This is a genomic window from Hylemonella sp. GW821-FHT10B10 (genome assembly GCF_059415585.1).
Genome location: NZ_JBWKNN010000001.1, coordinates 1,977,257 through 1,996,301, shown reverse-complemented (window position 1 = coordinate 1,996,301; position 19,045 = coordinate 1,977,257). Strand labels below are relative to the sequence as shown.

Below are 19,045 nucleotides of genomic sequence, written 5' to 3'. Positions count from 1 at the left end.
CTGCCCTTTTCCTTCACCTAAGGTCCAGTGTGAAGGGGAATTCGCGGCTTCCAGGCAACGCACTGGTGGCTGCTGGCACCTTGATGGAGCCCTGGGTATGGCCCATGCGGAAGAAACGCGCCAGGCGCCGGCTCTCGGCCTCGTAGGAATTGACCGGGAAGGTGTCGTAGTTGCGCCCGCCCGGATGCGTCACGTGGTACTGGCAGCCGCCCATGGAGCGTTTCATCCAGGTGTCCACGATGTCAAAGGTCAGCGGCGCGTGCACACCAATCGAAGGGTGCAATGAGGAGGGCGGGTTCCAGGCTTTGTAGCGTACACCGGCCACGAACTCGCCCACCGTGCCCGTGGACTGCAGGGGCAGGGCCTGGCCATTGACGGTGACGGCGTAACGACTCGGGTTCAGGCCGCTCACGCGCACCTCGATGCGCTCCAGCGAGGAATCGACGTAGCGCGCGGTGCCACCCGATGTGCCTTCTTCACCCATTACGTGCCAGGGCTCCAGGGCATTGCGCAGGGTCAGCTCGATGCCCATGCTTTGCACCTCGCCCACGAGCGGGAAGCGGAACTCGAAGTGCGGCGCGAACCAGGCGTCATCAAAAGCGAAGCCGGCCTGTCGCATCTCGGTCATGACGTCGGCGAAGTCCATGTGCACGAAGGCAGGCAGCAGGAAACGGTCGTGCAGCTCGGTGCCCCAGCGTGTGGCGGGGGCCAGGTAAGGCGTGTCCCAGAAGCGGGCCACCAGGGCGCGCAAGAGCAGCTGTTGCACCACGCTCATGCGGGCGTGCGGCGGCATTTCGAAGGCGCGCAGCTCCAGCAGGCCCAGGCGGCCGGTGGCGCTGTCAGGCGAGTACATCTTGTCGATGCAGAACTCGCTGCGGTGCGTGTTGCCCGTGATGTCCACAAGGATGTTGCGCAGGGTGCGGTCCACCAGCCAGGGTGGCATGTCGGCGCCGTACTTCTGGCGGTTGGTGTGGATCTCGCGCAGCGCAATCTCCAGCTCATACAGCTGGTCGTTGCGCGCCTCGTCCACACGCGGGGCCTGACTGGTCGGGCCGATGAACATGCCGCTGAAGAGATAACTCAGCGAAGGGTGGTTGTGCCAGTAGAGCAGCAGGCTGGCCAGCAGCTCGGGCCGACGCAGAAAGGGGCTGTCGGTGGGCGTGGCGCCGCCCAGCACCATGTGGTTGCCGCCGCCCGTGCCGGTGTGGCGGCCGTCGGTCATGAACTTCTCAGCCGAGAGCCGGCATTCGAAGGCCGCGTTGTAGAGGAACTCGGTGTGGTCCACCAGCTCGCTCCAGTTGTGCGCGGGGTGGATGTTGACCTCGATCACGCCGGGGTCCGGCGTGACCTGCAGCAGCTTGAGGCGCGGATCACGCGGCGGCGGATAGCCTTCGAGCACGATCTTCATGCCCAGCTCCTGCGCCGTGGCTTCTACCGCGGCCAGCAGGTCCAGGTAGTCTTCCAGGCGAGCCAACGGCGGCATGAAGACATAGAGCAGGCTGGACTTGCCGCCGTGCGCGCGCTCGGCCTTGGGGCCATTCGCGCGCATGGGGTCGCGTGCTTCCACGCACAGGGCGGTGCGTGTGATCCAGTCCGCGGACTCGAAACGTTTGGGTTCCTGGGTCTGTGCCGCACCTGTCGTACCGGCAGGGCCTGCGCCCCTCGTCTGTCCCGTGCCCGCTGCGCCAGCCGTAACGCCCCTGGCTGCGACGCTCGTACGTTGGTGTGGCGCGTACTGCGCGCGCAGCTGTGCCGCTTGCGGCAGCGGTGTACGCGGCGCGTAGGGGTCCTGTTCGATCAGGTAGGGGTAGTCGCCAGGCTTGACCCAGGGCAGGGACTCCAGCGGCAGGCGGTAACCCATGGGCGAGTCGCCGGGCAGCAGGTACATGCGGTCGTCGCGGAAGAACCAGGGGCCGGTGGACCAGGTGGCACCGGCCAGCGTGGTGTCGTTGGCCTGCAGGGGCAGCACGTAGCCCACCACCGCATCGAGCTTCTGCCCGAAGACACGGCGCAGGCGGATGCGCTCCATCTCGTCGTCGAGCTTGGATTCGAAGGGGTCCACATTGACGGGCAGCTTGCGTTCACGCCAGAGGTAATAGAAAACGTCTTCGTAGCCCGGCTGGATGTACTGGTCCGTCATGCCCAGTTTGCGCGCCAGGGTGTAGGTGAAACGGCGGGCGTCTTCGCTGGTGTAGGCGCCCGGTTCACGTTCGTCGGCAAACAGTTCGGGTCGGCTCCAGACAGGCTGGCCGTCCTTGCGCCAGTAGATGGACAGGGCCCAGCGCGGCAACTGCTCACCGGGGTACCACTTGCCCTGGCCGAAATGCAGGAAACCACCTTGCCCGTATTCGGTGCGCAGCTTGTGCACCAATTCGGTGGCATAAGCGCGTTTGGTCGGGCCCAGCGCATCCGTGTTCCATTCCGGTGCATCGCGATCGCTGGCGGCCACGTAAGTAGGTTCACCACCCATGGTCAGGCGCACGTCGCCAGCCTGCAGACGTTCCTCCACGGACTCGCCCAGTTGCATCACGGCGGCCCACTGATCGTCGGTATAGGGTTGGGTGACACGGGGCGATTCGTAGATGCGCGTGACCTGCATGTGGTGGGCGAACTCCACTTCGCTTTCGTCCACCGCGCCTTCCACCGGTGCTGCGCCCGAGGGCTGGGGGGTGCAGGCCAGGGGAATGTGGCCTTCGCCGGCCATCAGGCCCGAGGTCGGGTCCAGCCCGATCCAGCCGGCGCCGGGCAGGTAGACCTCGCACCAGGCGTGCAAGTCGGTGAAATCCACCTCGGTGCCGCTGGGGCCGTCCAGTGATTTGACGTCGGGCTTGAGCTGGATCAGGTAACCCGAGACAAAACGCGCGGCCAGACCGCAGTGGCGCAGCAACTGCACCAGCAACCAACCCGTGTCGCGGCAGGAGCCGCTGCCCAGTCCCAGGGTCTGCTCGGGCGTCTGCACTCCGGGTTCCATGCGGATCAGGTACTTGATATCGCTTTGCAGCTGTTGGTTGAGCTTGACCAGGAAATCGATCGTGCGCATCTTCGTGCGGTCGATCCGGGCCATGTACACCTTCAGGTGCGGCGTGAGCGGGCTGGCCGCCAGATAGGGCGCCAGTTCCTCACGGGTGAGTGCGTTGTAGCTGAAAGGGAAGTGCTCGGCCTCGGGTTCCAGGAAGAAATCGAAGGGGTTGTAGACCGCCATCTCCACCACCAGGTCCACCGTGACCTTGAATTCGCGGGTGGGGTCCGGGAAGACCAGGCGGGCCTGGTAGTTGGCAAAGGGGTCCTGTTGCCAGTTGATGAAATGGGTGGCGGGCTCGATCTTCAGCGAGTAGGAGATGATCTTGCTGCGGCAATGGGGTGCCGGACGCAGCCGGATGACCTGGGGCCCCAGGTTCACCAGGCGGTCGTACTTGTAATGCGTGACGTGGTTCAGTGCGGCGTGGATGGACATGGCGGGGCTCGGTTCAGGTAGGGCCCACAATAGCAGTACAGGCCCGGTTTCAGGACCGCAAGAACCGAGCCAGAACTTTGCTGGGCCCGGAAATTGCTGTAGTCGTCACAGGAGAGAAGGCGCCATGCTGAAATTCGACGAGATGTACCCCACACCGGCCGCGGCCGGGCAAAGCCAGAGCCAGAGCCAGAGCGCTGGACCAGGCCAGTCGCAGTCGCAATCCCACGGGCTGTTGTCTGATGCCCAGGCGCGGGAACACTACCGCACCTATGCCCAGTGGCTGTCGCGCCAGAGCGCCGACGTGATGAAGGCCCGGCGCGATGAAGCCGAGATGATTTTTCGACGCGTGGGTATCACTTTCGCGGTCTACGGCGCCAAGGACGAGGACGGCGCGGGCACCGAGCGGCTCATCCCCTTCGACCTGATCCCCCGCATCATCCCCGCGCGTGAATGGGCCAGCATGGAAAAAGGCCTGGTGCAACGCGTCAACGCGCTCAACCGCTTCCTGCACGACGTCTACCATGATCAGGAGATCATCAAGGCCGGTGTCATCCCGGCCGAGCAGATCCTGAACAACGCGCAGTTCCGTCCCGAAATGATGGGCGTGAACCTTCCCAACCAGGTCTATTCCAACATCGCCGGCATCGACATCGTGCGTGCGCCCAATGCCAAAGGCGAGGGTGAGTACTACGTGCTCGAGGACAACCTGCGTGTGCCCAGCGGTGTGAGCTACATGCTCGAAGACCGCAAGATGATGATGCGGCTCTTTCCCGACCTCTTCAGTGCCCATCGCGTGGCGCCTGTAGCTCACTACCCCGACCTGCTGCTGGAAACCCTGCGCGCTTCCGGCCCGGAGACGTCAGCCGAGCCCACCGTGGTGGTGCTCACGCCCGGCATGTACAACAGCGCCTATTTCGAACACGCCTTCCTGGCCCAGCAGATGGGCGTGGAACTGGTCGAGGGCCAGGACCTGTTCGTCAAGGACAACTTCGTCTACATGCGGACCACGCGGGGCCCGCGCCGGGTGGACGTGATCTACCGCCGCGTCGACGACGACTTCCTGGATCCCAAGGTCTTCCGGCCCACCTCCACCCTGGGTTGCCCCGGCCTGATGGACGCCTACCGCGCCGGCCACGTGGCCATCTGCAATGCCGTGGGCACCGGGGTGGCGGACGACAAGTCCATCTACCCCTATGTGCCCAAGATGATCGAGTTCTACCTCGGCGAGAAACCCATACTCAACAACGTGCCCACGCACATGTGTCGCAATGCCGAGGACCTGAAGTACGTGATGGCCAACCTCAAGGACCTGGTCGTCAAGGAGGTCCATGGTGCCGGGGGCTACGGCATGCTCGTGGGGCCGGCGGCCACCAAGGCGGAGATCGAAGACTTCGGCAAGGCCGTTCTGGCCAACCCGAGCAACTACATCGCCCAGCCCACGCTGAGCCTGTCCACCTGCCCCACTTTTGTGGAGAAGGGCATTGCCCCGCGCCACATCGATCTGCGGCCCTTCGTGCTTACTGGCAAGGAGGTGCAGATGGTGCCGGGCGGCCTGACGCGCGTCGCACTCAAGGAGGGGTCCCTGGTCGTCAACTCCTCGCAGGGCGGTGGCACCAAGGACACCTGGATCCTCGAAGTCTGAACAACCGGAGATCATCATGCTGAGCCGTACCGCTGATCACCTCTACTGGATGAGCCGTTATACCGAGCGTGCCGAGAACACCGCGCGCATGCTCAATGTCAACTACGAAACCTCGCTGCTGCCGCAATCGGCGGCCGTGGCCCAGGTCGGCTGGCAGGGCCTGCTGTCCATCAGCGAGTTGCTGCCTTCCTACCAGGCGCTGTACGGCGAGGTCACGGCCAAGGGCGTCATGGAGTTCATGGTCAGCGACGAGGACAATCCCTCGTCCATCATCTCCTGCCTGCGCGCCGCGCGCGAGAACGCGCGGGCCGTGCGCGGTACCCTGACCACCGAGGTCTGGGAGACACAGAACCAGACCTGGCTTTCGGTCATCCGCATGCTCAAGAGCCGCGAGTTCGAACGCGACCCGGGCCAGTTCTTCGAATGGGTCAAGTTCCGTTCGCACCTCTCGCGTGGTGTCACCGTGGGCACCATGCTGATGGACGAGTCCCTGCACTTCATGCGCCTGGGCACTTTCCTCGAACGCGCCGACAACACCGCGCGCCTGGTGGACGTGAAGTTCCATGCGGTGCAGAGCGACTTTTTCGGCAACGGCACAGAAAAGGACCAAGAGTACGACTTCTACCACTGGAGCGCCATCCTGCGCAGCGTCAGCGGTTTCGAGATCTACCGCAAGGTCTACCGCGACGTGATCAAGCCCGAGCGTGTGGCCGAGCTGCTGATCCTGCGCCCGGACATGCCGCGGTCCCTGCACGCCAGCATGAACGAGGTGGTCAGCAACCTGCGCCTGGTCAGCAGCGACGAGGACAACGAGACCCTGCGCCAGGCGGGCAAGCTGCGCGCCGAGCTGCAGTACAGCCGCATTGACGAAATCCTGGCCACAGGCCTGCACGCCTACCTGACCCAGTTCCTGGACCGGGTGAACAGCATCGGCTCGCGCATCAGCCAGGATTTCCTCATGCCCGAAGTCGCCTGATCCCGCGCCGGCCCTGCCACCGCCTCGTTAAGATGGCGGTTGTTCAACACCACGGGTGATCCCGCATGACCTACTGCGTCGCCGTCCGCAATGAAGCCGGGCTGGTCTTTCTATCCGATTCGCGCACCAATGCCGGCGTGGACCAGATCAACACCTTTCGCAAGATGCACATCTACGAGGTGCCGGGTGAACGGGTCATGGTGCTGCTGACCGCGGGCAACCTGGCCGTCAGCCAGTCCGTGGCCAGCGGCCTGCGCGTCCAGATGCAGGCCCAGGGCGAGAAGCACCTGGGCAATGCGCCCAATATGTTTTCCGCCGCCAAGATCGTGGGCGATGCCGTGCGCAAGGTGCACGCGCGTGACGCCGAGTCGCTCAAGGAATTCGGCATCGAGTTCAACGTCAGCCTGATCTTCGGCGGGCAGATCCGGGGCGAGGAGCCGCGCCTCTTCAACGTCTACTCGGCCGGCAACTTCATCGAGGCCACGCCCGAGACGCCGTATTTCCAGATCGGTGAATCCAAGTACGGCAAGCCCATCCTGGACCGCGTGGTGGGCAACCAGCTCAGCCTGGATGAAGTGGCCAAGTGCTGCCTGATCTCCATGGACTCGACCATGAAGTCCAACCTCTCGGTCGGTCTGCCGCTGGACCTGATGTGCTATGAAAAAAATAGCTTAAAGGTGCAGCGCCATGCCCTGATCGACAGCAAGGAACCCTACTTCGCCTCCCTGCGCGAACGCTGGGGCGAGCAGTTGCGCAAGGTCTTCAACGAGCTGCCCGCGCCGGGCTACTGGAAGTCATAAAGACGACGACCCGCTCAGAGGTCTTAAACCAGGGCTCCCGCGGAACTGGCTACGCCAGGCCGCTGGGAGCGCCCCCCTTCCGCCGCAGGCGAGAAAGGGGGGAGGGGCGTAGCCCCTCGGGGGTTAACTTCCAATAACTCCGCCATCGCGCTTGCGGATCACCACCGTGGCCGAGCGTGGGCGGGCGCCGGGCTTGCCCGAGGGCCAGTTCGAGAGCTTGCCCGGTTCGGCCGGGTCGCTGCGTTCCGTGGGGCTCTCACCCGGGTGCTGGATGTTCACGAACATGGTGCGGCCGTCCGGTGTGCCGGTGGCGCCGGTGATCTCGCAGCCACTGGGGCCGGTCAGGAAGCGGCGGATCTCGCCCGTGGCCGGATCGGCTGCCAGCATCATGTTGTTGCCCAGGCGGGCCAGATCGCCTTTGCCCATGGCCGAGGTCGACATATCGGTCTGGATCCACAGCACACCGCGCGTGTCGGTCCACAGGCCGTCCGGGCAGGCGAACATATCACCCTTCACATTGCCACGGGCCTCGGCGCGCTCGTTGGCTGGATCGCCGGCCAGCACGAAGTGGTTCCACTTCAGCGTGCTGCCGTGGAAGTCACCCTCGTCTTTCCAGCGGATGATGTTGCCCATGCTGTTGTTGGCGCGCGGGTTCATCGCATCCACGCCCGGGTTCTTGCCCATGGCGCGGTTGCTGTTGTTGGTCAGCGTGCAGTAGACCCAGCCCTGCGGGTCGACCTCGATCCACTCGGGGCGGTCCATCTTGGTCGCGCCCAGCAGGTCGCTGGCCTGGCGGCTCTTGATCAGCACCTCGCCCTGGTCGGCAAAGCCGTTGGCCGCCGTCAGCGGGCCCTGGCCGTGCGTGAGCGGCAGCCACTGGCCGGTGCCGTCGGCGTTGAACTTCGCGACGTAGAGCGTGCCATGGTCCAGCAGCGTGGCATTGGCGCGCGCGCCACCCGGCAGGATGCGGTCGCGGCTGACGAACTTGTAGATGTACTCGAAGCGCGAGTCCTCGCCCATATAAACCACGGCGCGGCCGTCCTTGGTCACGGCCACGGTGGCGCCCTCGTGTGCGGCGCGGCCCAGGGCCGTGCGCTTGACTGGCGTGGAACTGGGGTTGGACGGATCGATCTCCACGACCCAGCCGAAGCGGTTGGGTTCGTTGGGGTTCTTGGTGGCGTCGAAACGCGCGTCGTGCTCGTGCCAGCGGTAACCACCGGCGCCACCCTTCTTCAGACCCCAGCGGGCTTCATGCGGCGTGAGCGTGTCGCCACCGTTGAAGTAGTTGATGAAGTTTTCCTCGCAGGTGAGGTAGGTGCCCCAGGGGGTGACGCCACTGCCGCAGTTGTTGATCGTGCCCAGCACGCGGCGCCCGCTCGGGTCAGCGGCGGTCTGCAGCAGCGGGTGGCCGGCGGCGGGACCACCCAGGGTCATGGGCGTGTTGGCCGTGATGCGGCGGGCCCAGGGCGAGGGGTTGATCAGGGCCCACTGGCCGTTGCGCTGTTCCACTTCAATGATCGATACACCATGCGCGGCCTGGGCCTTGCGCACCTTCTCCGGCGTCCAGGTCTTCATGCCGTCGGGGAAGAGCAGGCCCTCGTCGGTGTATTCGTGGTTCATCACCAGCATGCCGCTCTGCGAGCCGTTCAACGCATAGTAGTGGATGCCGTCATGGTGCATGCCCAGCTGCGTTTCCTGCTGGGCGGCGTTGTTGCTGGCGTCGTCCTTGAACGCATGGTTCTCGCCGGACAGGCCGACGGGGTCACCCCAGGGCGCGATCACCTGGACCGTGTAGCCCTCGGGTACCACGACCGTGTCGGCCGTCGAGGTGGGCACGCTCTTGAAACCCAGCAGCGTTGAGCCACCCATGCTGGCGCAACCGGCCAGGGCCGAGGCACCAGCCAAGGGCGCCAGCAGCTGACTGACCGTCGCGCCCAGGCCGCCTTGCAGCAGCGTGCGGCGCGTCAGCGTGGAAATCTCGTGGATGCTGGGGTTGGAGGAGCTGTTGCTGTCCTCCATGGTGGAAAAGTCTTTGGCCATGATCTTGCTGAACCGGGAGATGGATGAACACCGGTCAAACGACCGGACCTGCCCCGGTTTTAAGGCAGCAAGATGACAGGATGAAGACAGTCACCGACCCCGTGGGGGCGGTGTATCAGAACGGGTTCAGGCGCTGAACTTGGCGTAGGCCGTTTCGTCCATCAGCGCGTCGAGTTCGGTGGGGCTGGACAGCTTGAGCTTGTAGAACCAGCCCGCGCCCAGCGGTTCGCTGTTGGCCAGGGCCGGGTCCGCGCGCAGCGCCTCGTTGACTTCGGTGACCGTGCCGCCGACCGGGCTGTAGACGTCGGCCGCGGCCTTGACGGACTCCACCACACCGGCCACGTCCTTGGCGGCCAGGGTCTTGCCGATGGCCGGCAGTTCCACGAACACGATGTCGCCCAGGGTGTCCTGCGCGTGCACGGTGATGCCCACCACGCCCGTATCGCCTTCCACCCGCACCCACACGTGTTCGTCGCTGAACCTGATCATGACCATCTCTCCGTTATCGAGGGGCTGATCTTACCCGCCCGGCCCGCGTCACTCGCAGGCATAAAAAAACCGGCCCTTGAGCCGGTTTTCGGGGGAAGCCGAGGCTTCAGTAACGGGGACGGCCACCGCCGGCGCCGCCACCGTAACCGCCGCCACCGCCTTCACGACGGCCGCCGCCACCGCCGCCGAAGCCGCCGCCACCACCGGTGCGGGGTTCCATCGGACGGGCAACGTTCACGACCATGTCGCGACCGTCAACGTTCTGGCCGTTCATGCCGCGGATGGCAGCTTCGGCTTCAGCCGGGCTGGACATTTCCACGAAGCCGAAGCCCTTGGAGCGGCCGCTGTCGCGGTCCATCATGACCTTGGCGGACTGGACAGAGCCGAATTCGCCGAATTTCTGTTGCAGATCGTCGTCCCGCACCGAGTAGGAGAGGTTACCGACATAAAGTTTGCTGCTCATGAGTGAGCCTTTCAAAAAAAGCGCCGTGGGTCGCAATGCAACTTGTGACGCAGGGGGAATGACCGTCTGGTTAGGCGGTCAACGGAACGTGCGCCGGGCGGGCGCGGGTGCGCCGCCGGTGCGGGGAGGGAGGTGGCGGAAGGTGATGCGGCCCTTGCCCAGGTCGTAGGGCGAGAGCTCGAGCGACACCTTGTCGCCCGCCAGGATGCGGATGTGATGCTTGCGCATCTTGCCGCCGGTATAGGCGATCAGGCTGTGGCCGTTGTCCAGTGTCACGCGAAAGCGCGAATCGGGCAGCACTTCTTCAACCTTGCCTTCCATTTCGATCAGTTCTTCTTTGGCCATGGTGTCTTCCTCGTGGGTATATGACAGTGTAGGGGGTCAGGCTGCGCAGCCCTGGCGCTGCTGCAGCCAGCTGTGGCCTTCGGCCACGGCGTACTGGAGGGCGCTTTCGCGTGTGGCGAATTCGGGGACGAAGCGGTACACACGGTCGGAGGTGCCGCGGCCACTGCCGCTACGGATGGACACGGAAGCCGTGTAGTTGCCCGATTCGGTGGTTCGGGTCAGGGGTGAGACAAGGTACTTGCCCACCGAGAATGCTTTTTCTAGGGTGGTAATCATCAAAACTAAGGGCGCGCGTACGGTGACGCGTCGCAAAAACAGGAAAAACCGTCAGCCCAGGGGCTGGACGTTGCGGCACACGCCGCTTTGGGTGTCCGGTCCTGGAAAAGAAATACAGACCGGGGATAGGGCTCGCCGCTGAAGGGGGGAGTTTGACAACCGGGGGCCGGTGAGAGCGGCCAGAGGGTGAAGGAGGGCGGCTTGTAGGTGCCGCGAACCAAGTCAGACAACAGCTGATGCACAGGTAAGCAAGTTGCAGCAGCTGGCGGATTGTACCCGGTATTGAAGGATTGCGCCGATAAATCTTTGCGACACGCCCCAGGGGGCTGTACCGCTGCTCCCCGGACCTGCAGAATGGACCCCGCGCTTGCGGGGGGCTCTCTCTCCCTGGACTCACCAAGAATTCGAAGATGAGATACCTGGGCAGTACTTACATCGCGGTGGCCATCCTGGTCCTGACCTTTGTGCTGGGGGCCTATGTGGACGTGCGCAGCGAGGACATGCACGTGCGCCATCTGGGCATCAGCACCCGGCTCGAGCGCATCGTGCGCCTGGAGCAGGAGCTCACCAGCCTGCTCAGCGGGGCCGTGCTGGAGCAGAAGATCATGCGCGTGAGCCGCTACGACAGCGTCAACGAGAACCTCATGGCCACGGTCAGTGCGGTGGCCGATCTCAGCCGCGAACTCAACCTCTCGGGTGATATCTCGGTCCTGCACGATCTGCAAAGAGGCCTGCGCACCATCGAGGCCCGCTCCCTGCGCCACATGCGCGCGGGCAACTGGCCGCGCGCGCGCGCCGTGCTCTTCGAGGAAGACTACGTGCTGGCCAAGAAGATCTACGAGATCACCACCGAGTCCGTCATCACCGCGCTCACCGATGAGCTGGCCGACAAGGCCCGCCGGCTGGAACGGATGCGCAACGCCGCCTACGCCCTGCGCCTGGGGGCGTTGGGCCTGATGATCTGGGTCGGCCTGATGTTCTCGCGCCGCCTGCGCCGCGAAGTGGCCCAGCAGGCCCGCCTGCAGCAGACCATCCAGAACGCCAACGAAAAGCTCGAAGCCAGCGTGCGTGAGCGCACAGCCGAACTGGAAGCCGCCAACCACCAGCTCGCTGCGCTCAGCAGCACCGATGCGCTCACCAGCCTGGCCAACCGGCGCCGGTTCGACGAGGTCTGGGAGATCGAATGGCAGCGTGCCGCGCGCTTGTCCCTGCCCCTGGCGCTGGTGCTGATCGATGTGGACGAGTTCAAGGCCTACAACGACCACTATGGCCACCAGGCCGGCGACGAATGCCTGCGCCGCGTGGCGACCACCCTGGCGGGCGAGGCTCGTCGCGCCGGTGAATTGGTGGCGCGTTACGGCGGCGAGGAGTTCGTCCTGGTGCTGCCCGGTTCAACCGCGCAGGACGCCCGCACCTTTGCGGAGAAGATCCGCGCCGCTGTCGAGGCCGTAGCCATGCCGCACGCCCACTCGAAAGCCGCCAGCGTGGTCACCATCAGCCTGGGTGTGGCTTCGGGGGTGCCGCGGCATGCCGCCGACGCCGAAGCTATGCTCAAGAAGGCCGACGTGGCGCTCTACCTTGCCAAGAACCAGGGGCGCAACCGCGTCATGACGGCGGCGTGAGCCTCATGGGCCCGGGCCATTTGTCCCGCGCCTTTTTGCAGCGCGCGGGTTGTGCCTTGCATGCATGGGATGAGCGCCTGTGGCTCGCCATGTGCGCGCAGGCCGAACGGCCGACACGCCAGGTTCCGCGCTACCGAGTGCTGCGGAGGAAGTCAGTCCCCAACTTTGAGCGCCCCGCGGCGGATCTGGTCGCGCTCCAGGCTTTCAAAGAGGGCCTTGAAGTTGCCCTCGCCAAATCCCTCGTCGGCCTTGCGCTGGATGAACTCGAAGAACACCGGCCCCAGCAGCGTCTGGCTGAAGATCTGCAGCAGCAGGCGGGGTTTGCCATCCTTGGTGGAGCCGTCGAGCAGGATGCCGCGCGCCTGCAGCTCGGGCACGGGTTCGCCGTGGCCGGGCAGGCGCTCCTGCAGCATCTCGTAGTAGATGTCGTTGGGTGCCGTCATCAGCGGCACACCGGCCATCTGCAGCGCGTCCACCGTGGCGATCAGGTCGTCGCTGAGCAGGGCGATGTGCTGGATGCCTTCGCCGTTGAACTGCATCAGGAACTCTTCGATCTGCCCGCTGCCGCCGCGCCCGGATTCTTCGTTCAGCGGGATGCGGATCAACCCGTCGGGTGCTGTCATGGCGCGGCTGGTCAGGCCCGTGTACTCGCCTTGGATGTCGAAGTAACGAATCTCGCGGAAGTTGAACAGCTTCTCATAGAACTGGCTCCAGAAACTCATGCGCCCACGGTAGACGTTGTGCGTGAGGTGGTCGATGATCTTCAGGCCATGCCCGCGCGGGTGCCGGTCCACGCCTTCGACAAATTCGAAGTCGATGTCGTAGATGCTCTTGCCGTCTTCATAGCGGTCGATCAGGTACAGCGGCGCCCCGCCTATGCCCTTGATGGCGGGCAGGCGCAGTTCCATGGGACCTGTGGGCACGTCCACCGGCTGCGCGCCCAGCTCCAGCGCGCGGGCATAGGCCCGGTGCGAATCGCGCACGCGAAAGGCCATGGCGCAGGCGCTGGGCCCGTGCTCGGCCGCGAAGTAGCCAGCCAGGCTCCTGGGTTCGCGGTTCACGATGAAGTTGATATGGCCTTGGCGGTAGAGCAGTACGTCCTTGCTGCGGTGGCGCGCCACCAGGGTGAAACCCATCTTCTCGAACAGGGGTTCCAGGCTGTGGGGGGCGGGTGAGGCGAATTCAACGAACTCGAAGCCGCACAGGCCCATGGGGTTGTCAAACAGATCGGCCATGAGGGGTCTCCAAAAAAGATCAGGAGCGCACCGAGGCTGGTGCGCGCGCAGGGTTCAGCGGGCGCCGACCGGGGGCGCGCAGGGCCGACCGCGCGTGCTGCGCGCCAGGTGCTGGCCGATGATCAGGAACTGGATATTCATGGGGAGTGACGCCTGCAAGGGTAACCCATTGCGCCGGCCGGTGCCAGCGGGTTTCCCGGCAGCTCAGCTCGGCGCCAGCAGGCAGATCGTCACCAGCGCCGAGGCGTCGGCCTTAGCGCGCAGGGCGTGGGGTTCACCACCGCGCAGGTGGATGAAGTCTCCCGCTTCCATCATCTGGGTACCCGTCGGGGTGCTGAACTCGATGCGCCCCTCGATGCACAGGACCGTGATCTCGCCGGGTGTCTGGTGTTCGCGCATCGTGGCGCCCGCAGGCAGCACGACGCGCACCACCTCCAGTTGCGCGGCCTTGAGCAGAGCGGTGGTGCGTGCGCCTGCCAATGCAGCGCCCAGCGGGCGCACGCTGACCACTGCGCCTGATTGCGCGTGAGCTTGTGCCATGGTCTGATCTCCCGGTGATGAACCGGATCCATGGTGCCCCTGCGGGAAGCGCTTGTCCAGCCGGTGTCAGTGGCAGCCGCAGGCCGTGCCCTGCGCCGGCTGCGGCGTCTCGAACTGCGGGAACAGCACATTGTTCTCCAGGTGGATGTGGTTGATCAGGTCCTCGTTGAGCTGGGCAATGCCCGCGTACAGTGCGCGCCAGGTGTTGCAGGCGCTGGCCGGTGGTGTGGCGTCATGGGTGAGGGCGGCCAGACGATCCAGAGCTTCGCCATGGTCCACGTGTTCGTGCCGCATCATGCCGATGGGCTGCACCACGAAGGCGTTGCCGCCCGTGCGGAGCATGGGGAAGAGCACCTGCTCCTCCTTCATCATGTGCGAGAGCAGTTCCTGCTCCATATGTTCAAGGAAATCGGCCAGGCCCCTGGGCACGTCCGGGTGCTCACGGTGCACGGCCTCCACGCGCCGCGCCATGCGGATCAGCTCGGGCAGTTGTGCGCGGTGCACCTCGTGGTAACGCGCCAGGATGTGGTCGATCAGCGGGCCCGGTTCGGTGGCGGCCGGCAGGCCGGCAGGGCGCTGCAGGGTGCCCAACTCCTCGAGCAGGGCGGGCAGGTTCAACCCCTTGTCGTTCGCGGCCTGCCGCAGGCTGATCTGGCCGCCGCAGCAGAAGTCCAGCTTGAGCCGGCGAAAGACGGCGGTGGCGCCGGGCAGTTGCACGGCAATCTGGCCGATGGCCTGGTCGGCGTCCAGCCGGTCGGGGGCGGTGGTGTGCAGTCGGGCATTCATCTTCATCACTCCTGTGTTGCTATGAGAGTGATTAGAGAGAGGAGCGAATAACCCTTTCTTGAGTTAGCGCAAGGTTTGCGGGCTTGGCCAGGATGCCCCCGAAGAGCGTCAGGGCATTCACAAACCCGGACGCACCATGTCTTCGGCCCGCACCCAGCGGTCGAAGTCCGCCGCGCTTACATAGCCCAGGGCCAGTGCGGCGGCACGCAGGGTGCTGCCGTCCTGGTGCGCGCGCTTGGCGATCTCCGCGGCGCGGTCATAGCCTATGTGCGGCGCCAGCGCCGTCACCAGCATCAGCGAACTGTCCAGCAGCGCCTGGATGCGCTCGCGTCGGGGCTCGATGCCGCGCACGCAATGGGTATCAAAGCTGGCCATGCCCTCGGCCAGCAGGCGGATGCTCTGCAGCAGGTTGTGGGCGATCAAGGGCTTGAAGACATTGAGCTCGAAGTGTCCCGAAGCCCCACCGATGCCGATGGCCACGTCGTTGCCCATGACCTGGGCGCAGAGCATGGTGAGCGCCTCACACTGCGTGGGGTTCACCTTGCCCGGCATGATGGAGCTGCCCGGCTCGTTCTCGGGCAGGGTGATCTCGCCCAGGCCCGCGCGCGGGCCCGAGGCCAGCCAGCGCAGGTCGTTGGCGATCTTCATCAGCGCCACGGCCAGCGTGCGCAGCGCGCCGTGCATGGCCACCAGGCCGTCGTGCGCGGCCAGGGCTGCGAACTTGTTGGTTGCGCTGCTGAAGGGCAGGCCCGTGGCTTGCGCCAGCGCGGCCGCCACGCGCGTGCCGAACTCGGGGTGGGTGTTCAGGCCCGTGCCCACGGCCGTACCGCCGATGGCCAGGGGGTAGACCGCGTCCAGCGCCGTGCGGATCTGCGCCTCGGCCTGCGTCAGCTGCGCTGCGTAACCCGAGAACTCGTCGCCCAGGGTCAGCGGCGTGGCATCCTGCAGGTGGGTGCGGCCTATCTTCACGATGTCATGGAAGGCCCGGGCCTGCGTGGCCAGGGTCTGGCGCAGGGCGGCCAGCGCGGGCAGCAGGGCCTGGTGCAGCGCCAGGGCTGCCGCCAGGTGCATGGCTGTGGGAAACACATCGTTGGAAGACTGGCCCAGGTTCACCTCATCGTTCGGGTGCACCAGGCGCCCCATGCCGCGCGCGCCGCCCAGCAGTTCCGAAGCCCGGTTGGCCAGCACCTCGTTCATGTTCATATTGCTCTGCGTGCCCGAGCCCGTCTGCCAGACCGAAAGCGGAAATTCGGCCCTGTGCCGGCCGGCCAGCACCTCGTCGGCAGCAGCCGTGATGGCCTGGGCTTTCGTGTCGGGCAGCAGGCCCAGCGCCTGGTTCACCTGCGCACCGGCCCGTTTGATCGCGGCCAGGGCCAGCATGAGTTCGGGTGGCATGCGTTCGGTGGAGATGGCGAAGAAGGCCAGCGAGCGCTGCGTCTGCGCGCCCCAGAGCCGGTCGGCCGGCACCTCGATGGGGCCGAAGCTGTCGCGTTCGGTGCGTGTGGCGGGCGAGGGGGCGATGGTGGACACAGTGATGCTCCCATTTTCGAGGTGGTCATTACACACCCGCCATTGTGCGCAGTCCAATATGCGGGTTCAATACGCCCTGTACCGTTGGCCCGCCGGGCGCGGCAGGAAAGGAAGCCAGATATGTCACCCCATTACCACCAGTTCTGTGAACTCTTTGCCCAGCTGGGCCTGCCCAGCGATGTGAAGGACATCGCCGCCTTCATCCAGAGTCATTCCCCCCTGAACCCCGCCACCCGGCTGGAGGACGCCGGTTTCTGGACACCTGCCCAGGCCGCCTTGCTGCGCGACGAGCTGGTGGGCGATTCGGACTGGTCTGCGGTGGTGGACCAGCTCAACCTGGCCCTGCGCGAGCCGGCGCGCTGAAACGGCGCGGCCGCAATGCCCCTGCGCCAGCAGGTGCTGCCCAGCGGCTCCACAATGCGCGCTGTTTCATCATCAGCTCTATCCCGGAGACACCATGACCATTTCCATGTACCAGGCCAGCGTGCCGCGTTTCATCAACATCCTGGGCAACCTGTCTGCCATCCTGGCCAAGACCCAGGCCCATGTGGAAGCCAAGAAGCTTGACGAGCTGGCGCTCACCGGCTTTCGCCTCTATCCTGACATGCTGCCCATGGCCCGCCAGATCATGATCGCCACCGATACCGCCAAGGGTCTGGCCGCGCGCCTGGCTGGCGTGGATATCCCGGTCTACGAAGACACGGAAAAAACCCTGCCGGAACTGCAGGCCCGTATCGCCAAGACCATCGCCTACCTGCAGACTTTCAAGCCCGCCCAGATCGACGGCACGGAAGACAAGGAGATCGTCATCAAGCGGGGTGACAAGGAAACTCGCTATACCGGCATGCAGTTCATGCTGGGCCATGCCGTACCCAACTTCTATTTCCACGTCACCACCACCTACGCCATCCTGCGCCACAACGGCGTGGAGATCGGCAAGCGGGACTACCTCGGCAATCCTTGATGTCTGAGGGCTCCTAGCGGTACAGCTTGGGGTAGCTGCTGCGCAGCTTGTCGAGCTTGGGCAGGTCGTGGATCACGATATAGGCCTGCGTGGGGTGCAAGGCCAGGTAGTTCTGGTGGTAGTCCTCGGCACGGTGGAACTGCTGCAGCGGCGCGATCTGCGTCACGATCGGTCTGGGGAAGGTGCGTGCCTGCGTGTACTGCTGCACCTGGGCCTGCGCCTCCCTGGCCTGATCGGCACTGGTGGTGAAGATCGCGGAACGGTATTGCGTGCCCACGTCCGGGCCCTGGCGGTTGAGCTGGGTCGGGTCGTGCGCCACGGTGAAAAAGACTTCCAGCAACTGCCGGTAGGACACCTGGTCCGGATCGAAGCGCACACGCACGACCTCGGCATGACCGGTGCCACCGCCGCTGACCTGTCGGTAGCTGGTGCGTGTGGGGTCGCCTCCGGCGTAGCCAGATTCCACCTCGATCACGCCCTTGACGTGCTTGAACACTGCATCCACACCCCAGAAGCAGCCGCCGGCAAACACGGCGGTCTGCTCCCTGGTGGTCGCCGCCTGGGCCGGTGCGAAGACCGGCAGGATAAGCAATAGGGCCAGCAGGGCGGCCAGCCGTGAGAAGGTGAGCTTGAGTGATAGTGCGGGCATGACGGCATTCTCCGTGGACGTGTGTGATGCGATACCTGCCGCAGTCTGCGCCCGGGCGGAAAACCTGGGTGCCCGCGGGGTCGCAAACCTGGGTGAGGCCGGCACAGGGCGCCGCCTCACCCCTCCCTGAACTTACTTCTTCATGGCGTCTTTGGACATGCTGTCCTTCGCCATCGAGTCCTTCTTCATGGTGTCCTTGGACATGCTGTCTTTTTTCATGCCGTCCTTGGCCATGGAGTCCTTCTTCATCGAATCCTTGGCCATGCTGTCCTTGGCCATGGGATCCTTTTTCATCATGGCGTCGTCGGCCATGGCGGCGCCGCCGGTCAGCAGCAGCGTGGCGGACAGCAGGGTGGAAATGAGCTTATTCATGTTGAACTCCTTGGTGGTGGTGATGTGTGGCAGTGATGCCGGTTTTTCAGGGCAGACGAGCTTGGGAGCTCAACTACCTCCGAACCAGTTGTACCCCTGGTCTTCCCAGTAACCGCCGGGGTAGGTGTTGGTGACGAAGATCGCCTGGATGTGCTTCGGGTTCTTGTAGCCCAGCTTGGTGGGCATGCGCAGCTTCATCGGGAATCCGTATTTGGGGGGCAGCGGCTGCCCGTCGTAGGTCAGGGCCAGCACCGTCTGCGGATGCAGGGCCGTGGGCATGTCGATGCTGGTGTAGTAGTCATCCGCGCATTTGAAACCCACGTACTTCGCGCTGAGGTCGGCGCCGACCCGGCGCAGGAAATCGGCAAAAGGCACACCGCCCCACTTGCCGATGGCGCTCCAGCCCTCCACGCAGATGTGGCGGGTCACCTGGTCCGTCTGCGGCAGGGCCTGCAGTTCCGGCAGGGACCAGCGTCGTTTGTCCGCGATCAGGCCGCTGAGCTCCAGACGGTAGCTGCCGGCGTCGATCTCCCGCACCTCCTCTTCACCGTAGAAGGCGTTGAAGGGGAAGGGGTGCGTGATCATCGATTCGGGGTAGGTGGGGGCCAGCCGCGCGGGATCGAACAACCAGCCCTGTGCCGCGTCGTTCAGGCGGGAGACACGCATCAGCGCCGTCTCCACGCTGTTCTCGTCGGCCAACGTACAACCCGTCAGCATGGCCAGGCCGCCGAGCGTCAGCGAGCGGCGCAGAAAGTCGCGCCGGGCAGGCTGGTTGGGGGAACTGAGGCGCTGGACGGCCTCTTGCAGGATCAGTTCGCCATCGGCGATGGGGCGTAGGGGAGTTCGGATCTTCATACCTTGT

18 protein-coding genes and 1 pseudogene are annotated in these 19,045 nt (G+C 65.1%); 6 read left to right on the top strand and 13 right to left on the bottom strand.

The annotated features are described in order from the left end of the window. Window positions 1–13: 13 nt before the first annotated feature. Complete coding sequence (locus tag AC07NT_RS09595; RefSeq protein ID WP_498596684.1) at window positions 14–3,454, bottom strand: transglutaminase family protein; 3,441 nt, start codon at window positions 3,452–3,454, stop codon at window positions 14–16. Window positions 3,455–3,578: 124 nt separating this feature from the next. Between AC07NT_RS09595 and AC07NT_RS09590 the strand changes: the two genes are divergently transcribed. From AC07NT_RS09590 to AC07NT_RS09580, 3 genes are all read left to right on the top strand, one after another. Then, window positions 3,579–5,096: a circularly permuted type 2 ATP-grasp protein gene (locus AC07NT_RS09590; RefSeq protein WP_498596685.1), complete on the top strand. Its 1,518-nt coding sequence runs from the start codon at window positions 3,579–3,581 to the stop codon at window positions 5,094–5,096. Window positions 5,097–5,112: 16 nt separating this feature from the next. Next, a complete protein-coding gene (locus AC07NT_RS09585) occupies window positions 5,113–6,072 on the top strand; it encodes an alpha-E domain-containing protein (protein WP_498596686.1) in 960 nt (319 codons plus the stop codon). Window positions 6,073–6,137: 65 nt separating this feature from the next. Continuing rightward, complete coding sequence (locus AC07NT_RS09580; RefSeq protein ID WP_498596687.1) at window positions 6,138–6,872, top strand: proteasome-type protease; 735 nt, start codon at window positions 6,138–6,140, stop codon at window positions 6,870–6,872. Between the two features lie 123 nt (window positions 6,873–6,995). Here AC07NT_RS09580 and AC07NT_RS09575 read toward each other — a convergent pair whose 3' ends face one another. The 5 genes and pseudogenes from AC07NT_RS09575 to AC07NT_RS09555 all read right to left on the bottom strand — a co-directional run bounded on the left by AC07NT_RS09575 (window position 6,996) and on the right by AC07NT_RS09555 (window position 10,485). Next, window positions 6,996–8,912 carry a PhoX family protein gene (locus tag AC07NT_RS09575; RefSeq protein WP_498596688.1) on the bottom strand — a complete coding sequence of 639 codons (1,917 nt, stop codon included), beginning with the start codon at window positions 8,910–8,912 and terminating at the stop codon, window positions 6,996–6,998. 126 nt (window positions 8,913–9,038) lie between these two features. Next, entirely contained in the window at window positions 9,039–9,401 is a 363-nt protein-coding gene (gene gcvH / locus AC07NT_RS09570; RefSeq protein WP_498596689.1) for a glycine cleavage system protein GcvH, read from the bottom strand. Window positions 9,402–9,522: 121 nt separating this feature from the next. Next, a pseudogene (gene rbp / locus AC07NT_RS09565) lies at window positions 9,523–9,864 on the bottom strand (RNA-binding regulator); the annotation flags it as partial. Between the two features lie 78 nt (window positions 9,865–9,942). Continuing rightward, window positions 9,943–10,209 (bottom strand): translation initiation factor IF-1, encoded by a 267-nt coding sequence (gene infA / locus AC07NT_RS09560; protein ID WP_057676588.1) that lies wholly within the window; start codon window positions 10,207–10,209, stop codon window positions 9,943–9,945. Window positions 10,210–10,245: 36 nt separating this feature from the next. Continuing rightward, on the bottom strand, window positions 10,246–10,485 hold the full coding sequence (locus AC07NT_RS09555) for a DUF6566 family protein (protein ID WP_498596690.1): 240 nt from the start codon (window positions 10,483–10,485) through the stop codon (window positions 10,246–10,248). 410 nt (window positions 10,486–10,895) lie between these two features. On the opposite strand from AC07NT_RS09555, the gene AC07NT_RS09550 reads away from it, so the two are divergent. Then, the gene (locus tag AC07NT_RS09550) at window positions 10,896–12,107 is read left to right on the top strand and encodes a GGDEF domain-containing protein (RefSeq protein ID WP_498596691.1); all 1,212 of its coding nucleotides are present in this window, start codon (window positions 10,896–10,898) and stop codon (window positions 12,105–12,107) included. A 152-nt stretch (window positions 12,108–12,259) separates the two neighbouring features. Here the strand turns inward: AC07NT_RS09550 and hppD are convergent, their stop codons facing one another. From hppD to fumC, 4 genes are all read right to left on the bottom strand, one after another. Further along, a complete protein-coding gene (gene hppD / locus AC07NT_RS09545; RefSeq protein ID WP_498596692.1) occupies window positions 12,260–13,342 on the bottom strand; it encodes a 4-hydroxyphenylpyruvate dioxygenase in 1,083 nt (360 codons plus the stop codon). Window positions 13,343–13,546: 204 nt separating this feature from the next. Beyond that, window positions 13,547–13,882 (bottom strand): cupin domain-containing protein, encoded by a 336-nt coding sequence (locus tag AC07NT_RS09540; protein WP_498596693.1) that lies wholly within the window; start codon window positions 13,880–13,882, stop codon window positions 13,547–13,549. A 66-nt stretch (window positions 13,883–13,948) separates the two neighbouring features. Then, complete coding sequence (gene ytfE / locus AC07NT_RS09535) at window positions 13,949–14,668, bottom strand: iron-sulfur cluster repair protein YtfE (protein ID WP_498596694.1); 720 nt, start codon at window positions 14,666–14,668, stop codon at window positions 13,949–13,951. Between the two features lie 117 nt (window positions 14,669–14,785). Continuing rightward, a complete protein-coding gene (gene fumC / locus AC07NT_RS09530; protein ID WP_498596695.1) occupies window positions 14,786–16,198 on the bottom strand; it encodes a class II fumarate hydratase in 1,413 nt (470 codons plus the stop codon). Window positions 16,199–16,318: 120 nt separating this feature from the next. Between fumC and AC07NT_RS09525 the strand changes: the two genes are divergently transcribed. Both AC07NT_RS09525 and AC07NT_RS09520 read left to right on the top strand, forming a co-directional pair. Beyond that, window positions 16,319–16,561, top strand: coding sequence for a DUF2789 family protein (locus AC07NT_RS09525; RefSeq protein ID WP_498596696.1), 243 nt, complete (start codon window positions 16,319–16,321; stop codon window positions 16,559–16,561). Window positions 16,562–16,655: 94 nt separating this feature from the next. Next, a complete protein-coding gene (locus tag AC07NT_RS09520) occupies window positions 16,656–17,162 on the top strand; it encodes a DUF1993 domain-containing protein (protein WP_498596697.1) in 507 nt (168 codons plus the stop codon). A gap of 13 nt (window positions 17,163–17,175) precedes the next feature. On the opposite strand, the gene msrA is transcribed toward AC07NT_RS09520, so the two are convergent. From msrA to AC07NT_RS09505, 3 genes are all read right to left on the bottom strand, one after another. Beyond that, window positions 17,176–17,811: a peptide-methionine (S)-S-oxide reductase MsrA gene (msrA, locus tag AC07NT_RS09515; protein ID WP_498596698.1), complete on the bottom strand. Its 636-nt coding sequence runs from the start codon at window positions 17,809–17,811 to the stop codon at window positions 17,176–17,178. 132 nt (window positions 17,812–17,943) lie between these two features. Beyond that, a complete protein-coding gene (locus tag AC07NT_RS09510) occupies window positions 17,944–18,183 on the bottom strand; it encodes a pentapeptide MXKDX repeat protein (RefSeq protein WP_498596699.1) in 240 nt (79 codons plus the stop codon). Between the two features lie 69 nt (window positions 18,184–18,252). Continuing rightward, a complete protein-coding gene (locus AC07NT_RS09505; RefSeq protein WP_498596700.1) occupies window positions 18,253–19,038 on the bottom strand; it encodes a molybdopterin-binding protein in 786 nt (261 codons plus the stop codon). Between the last annotated feature and the right edge of the window lie 7 nt (window positions 19,039–19,045).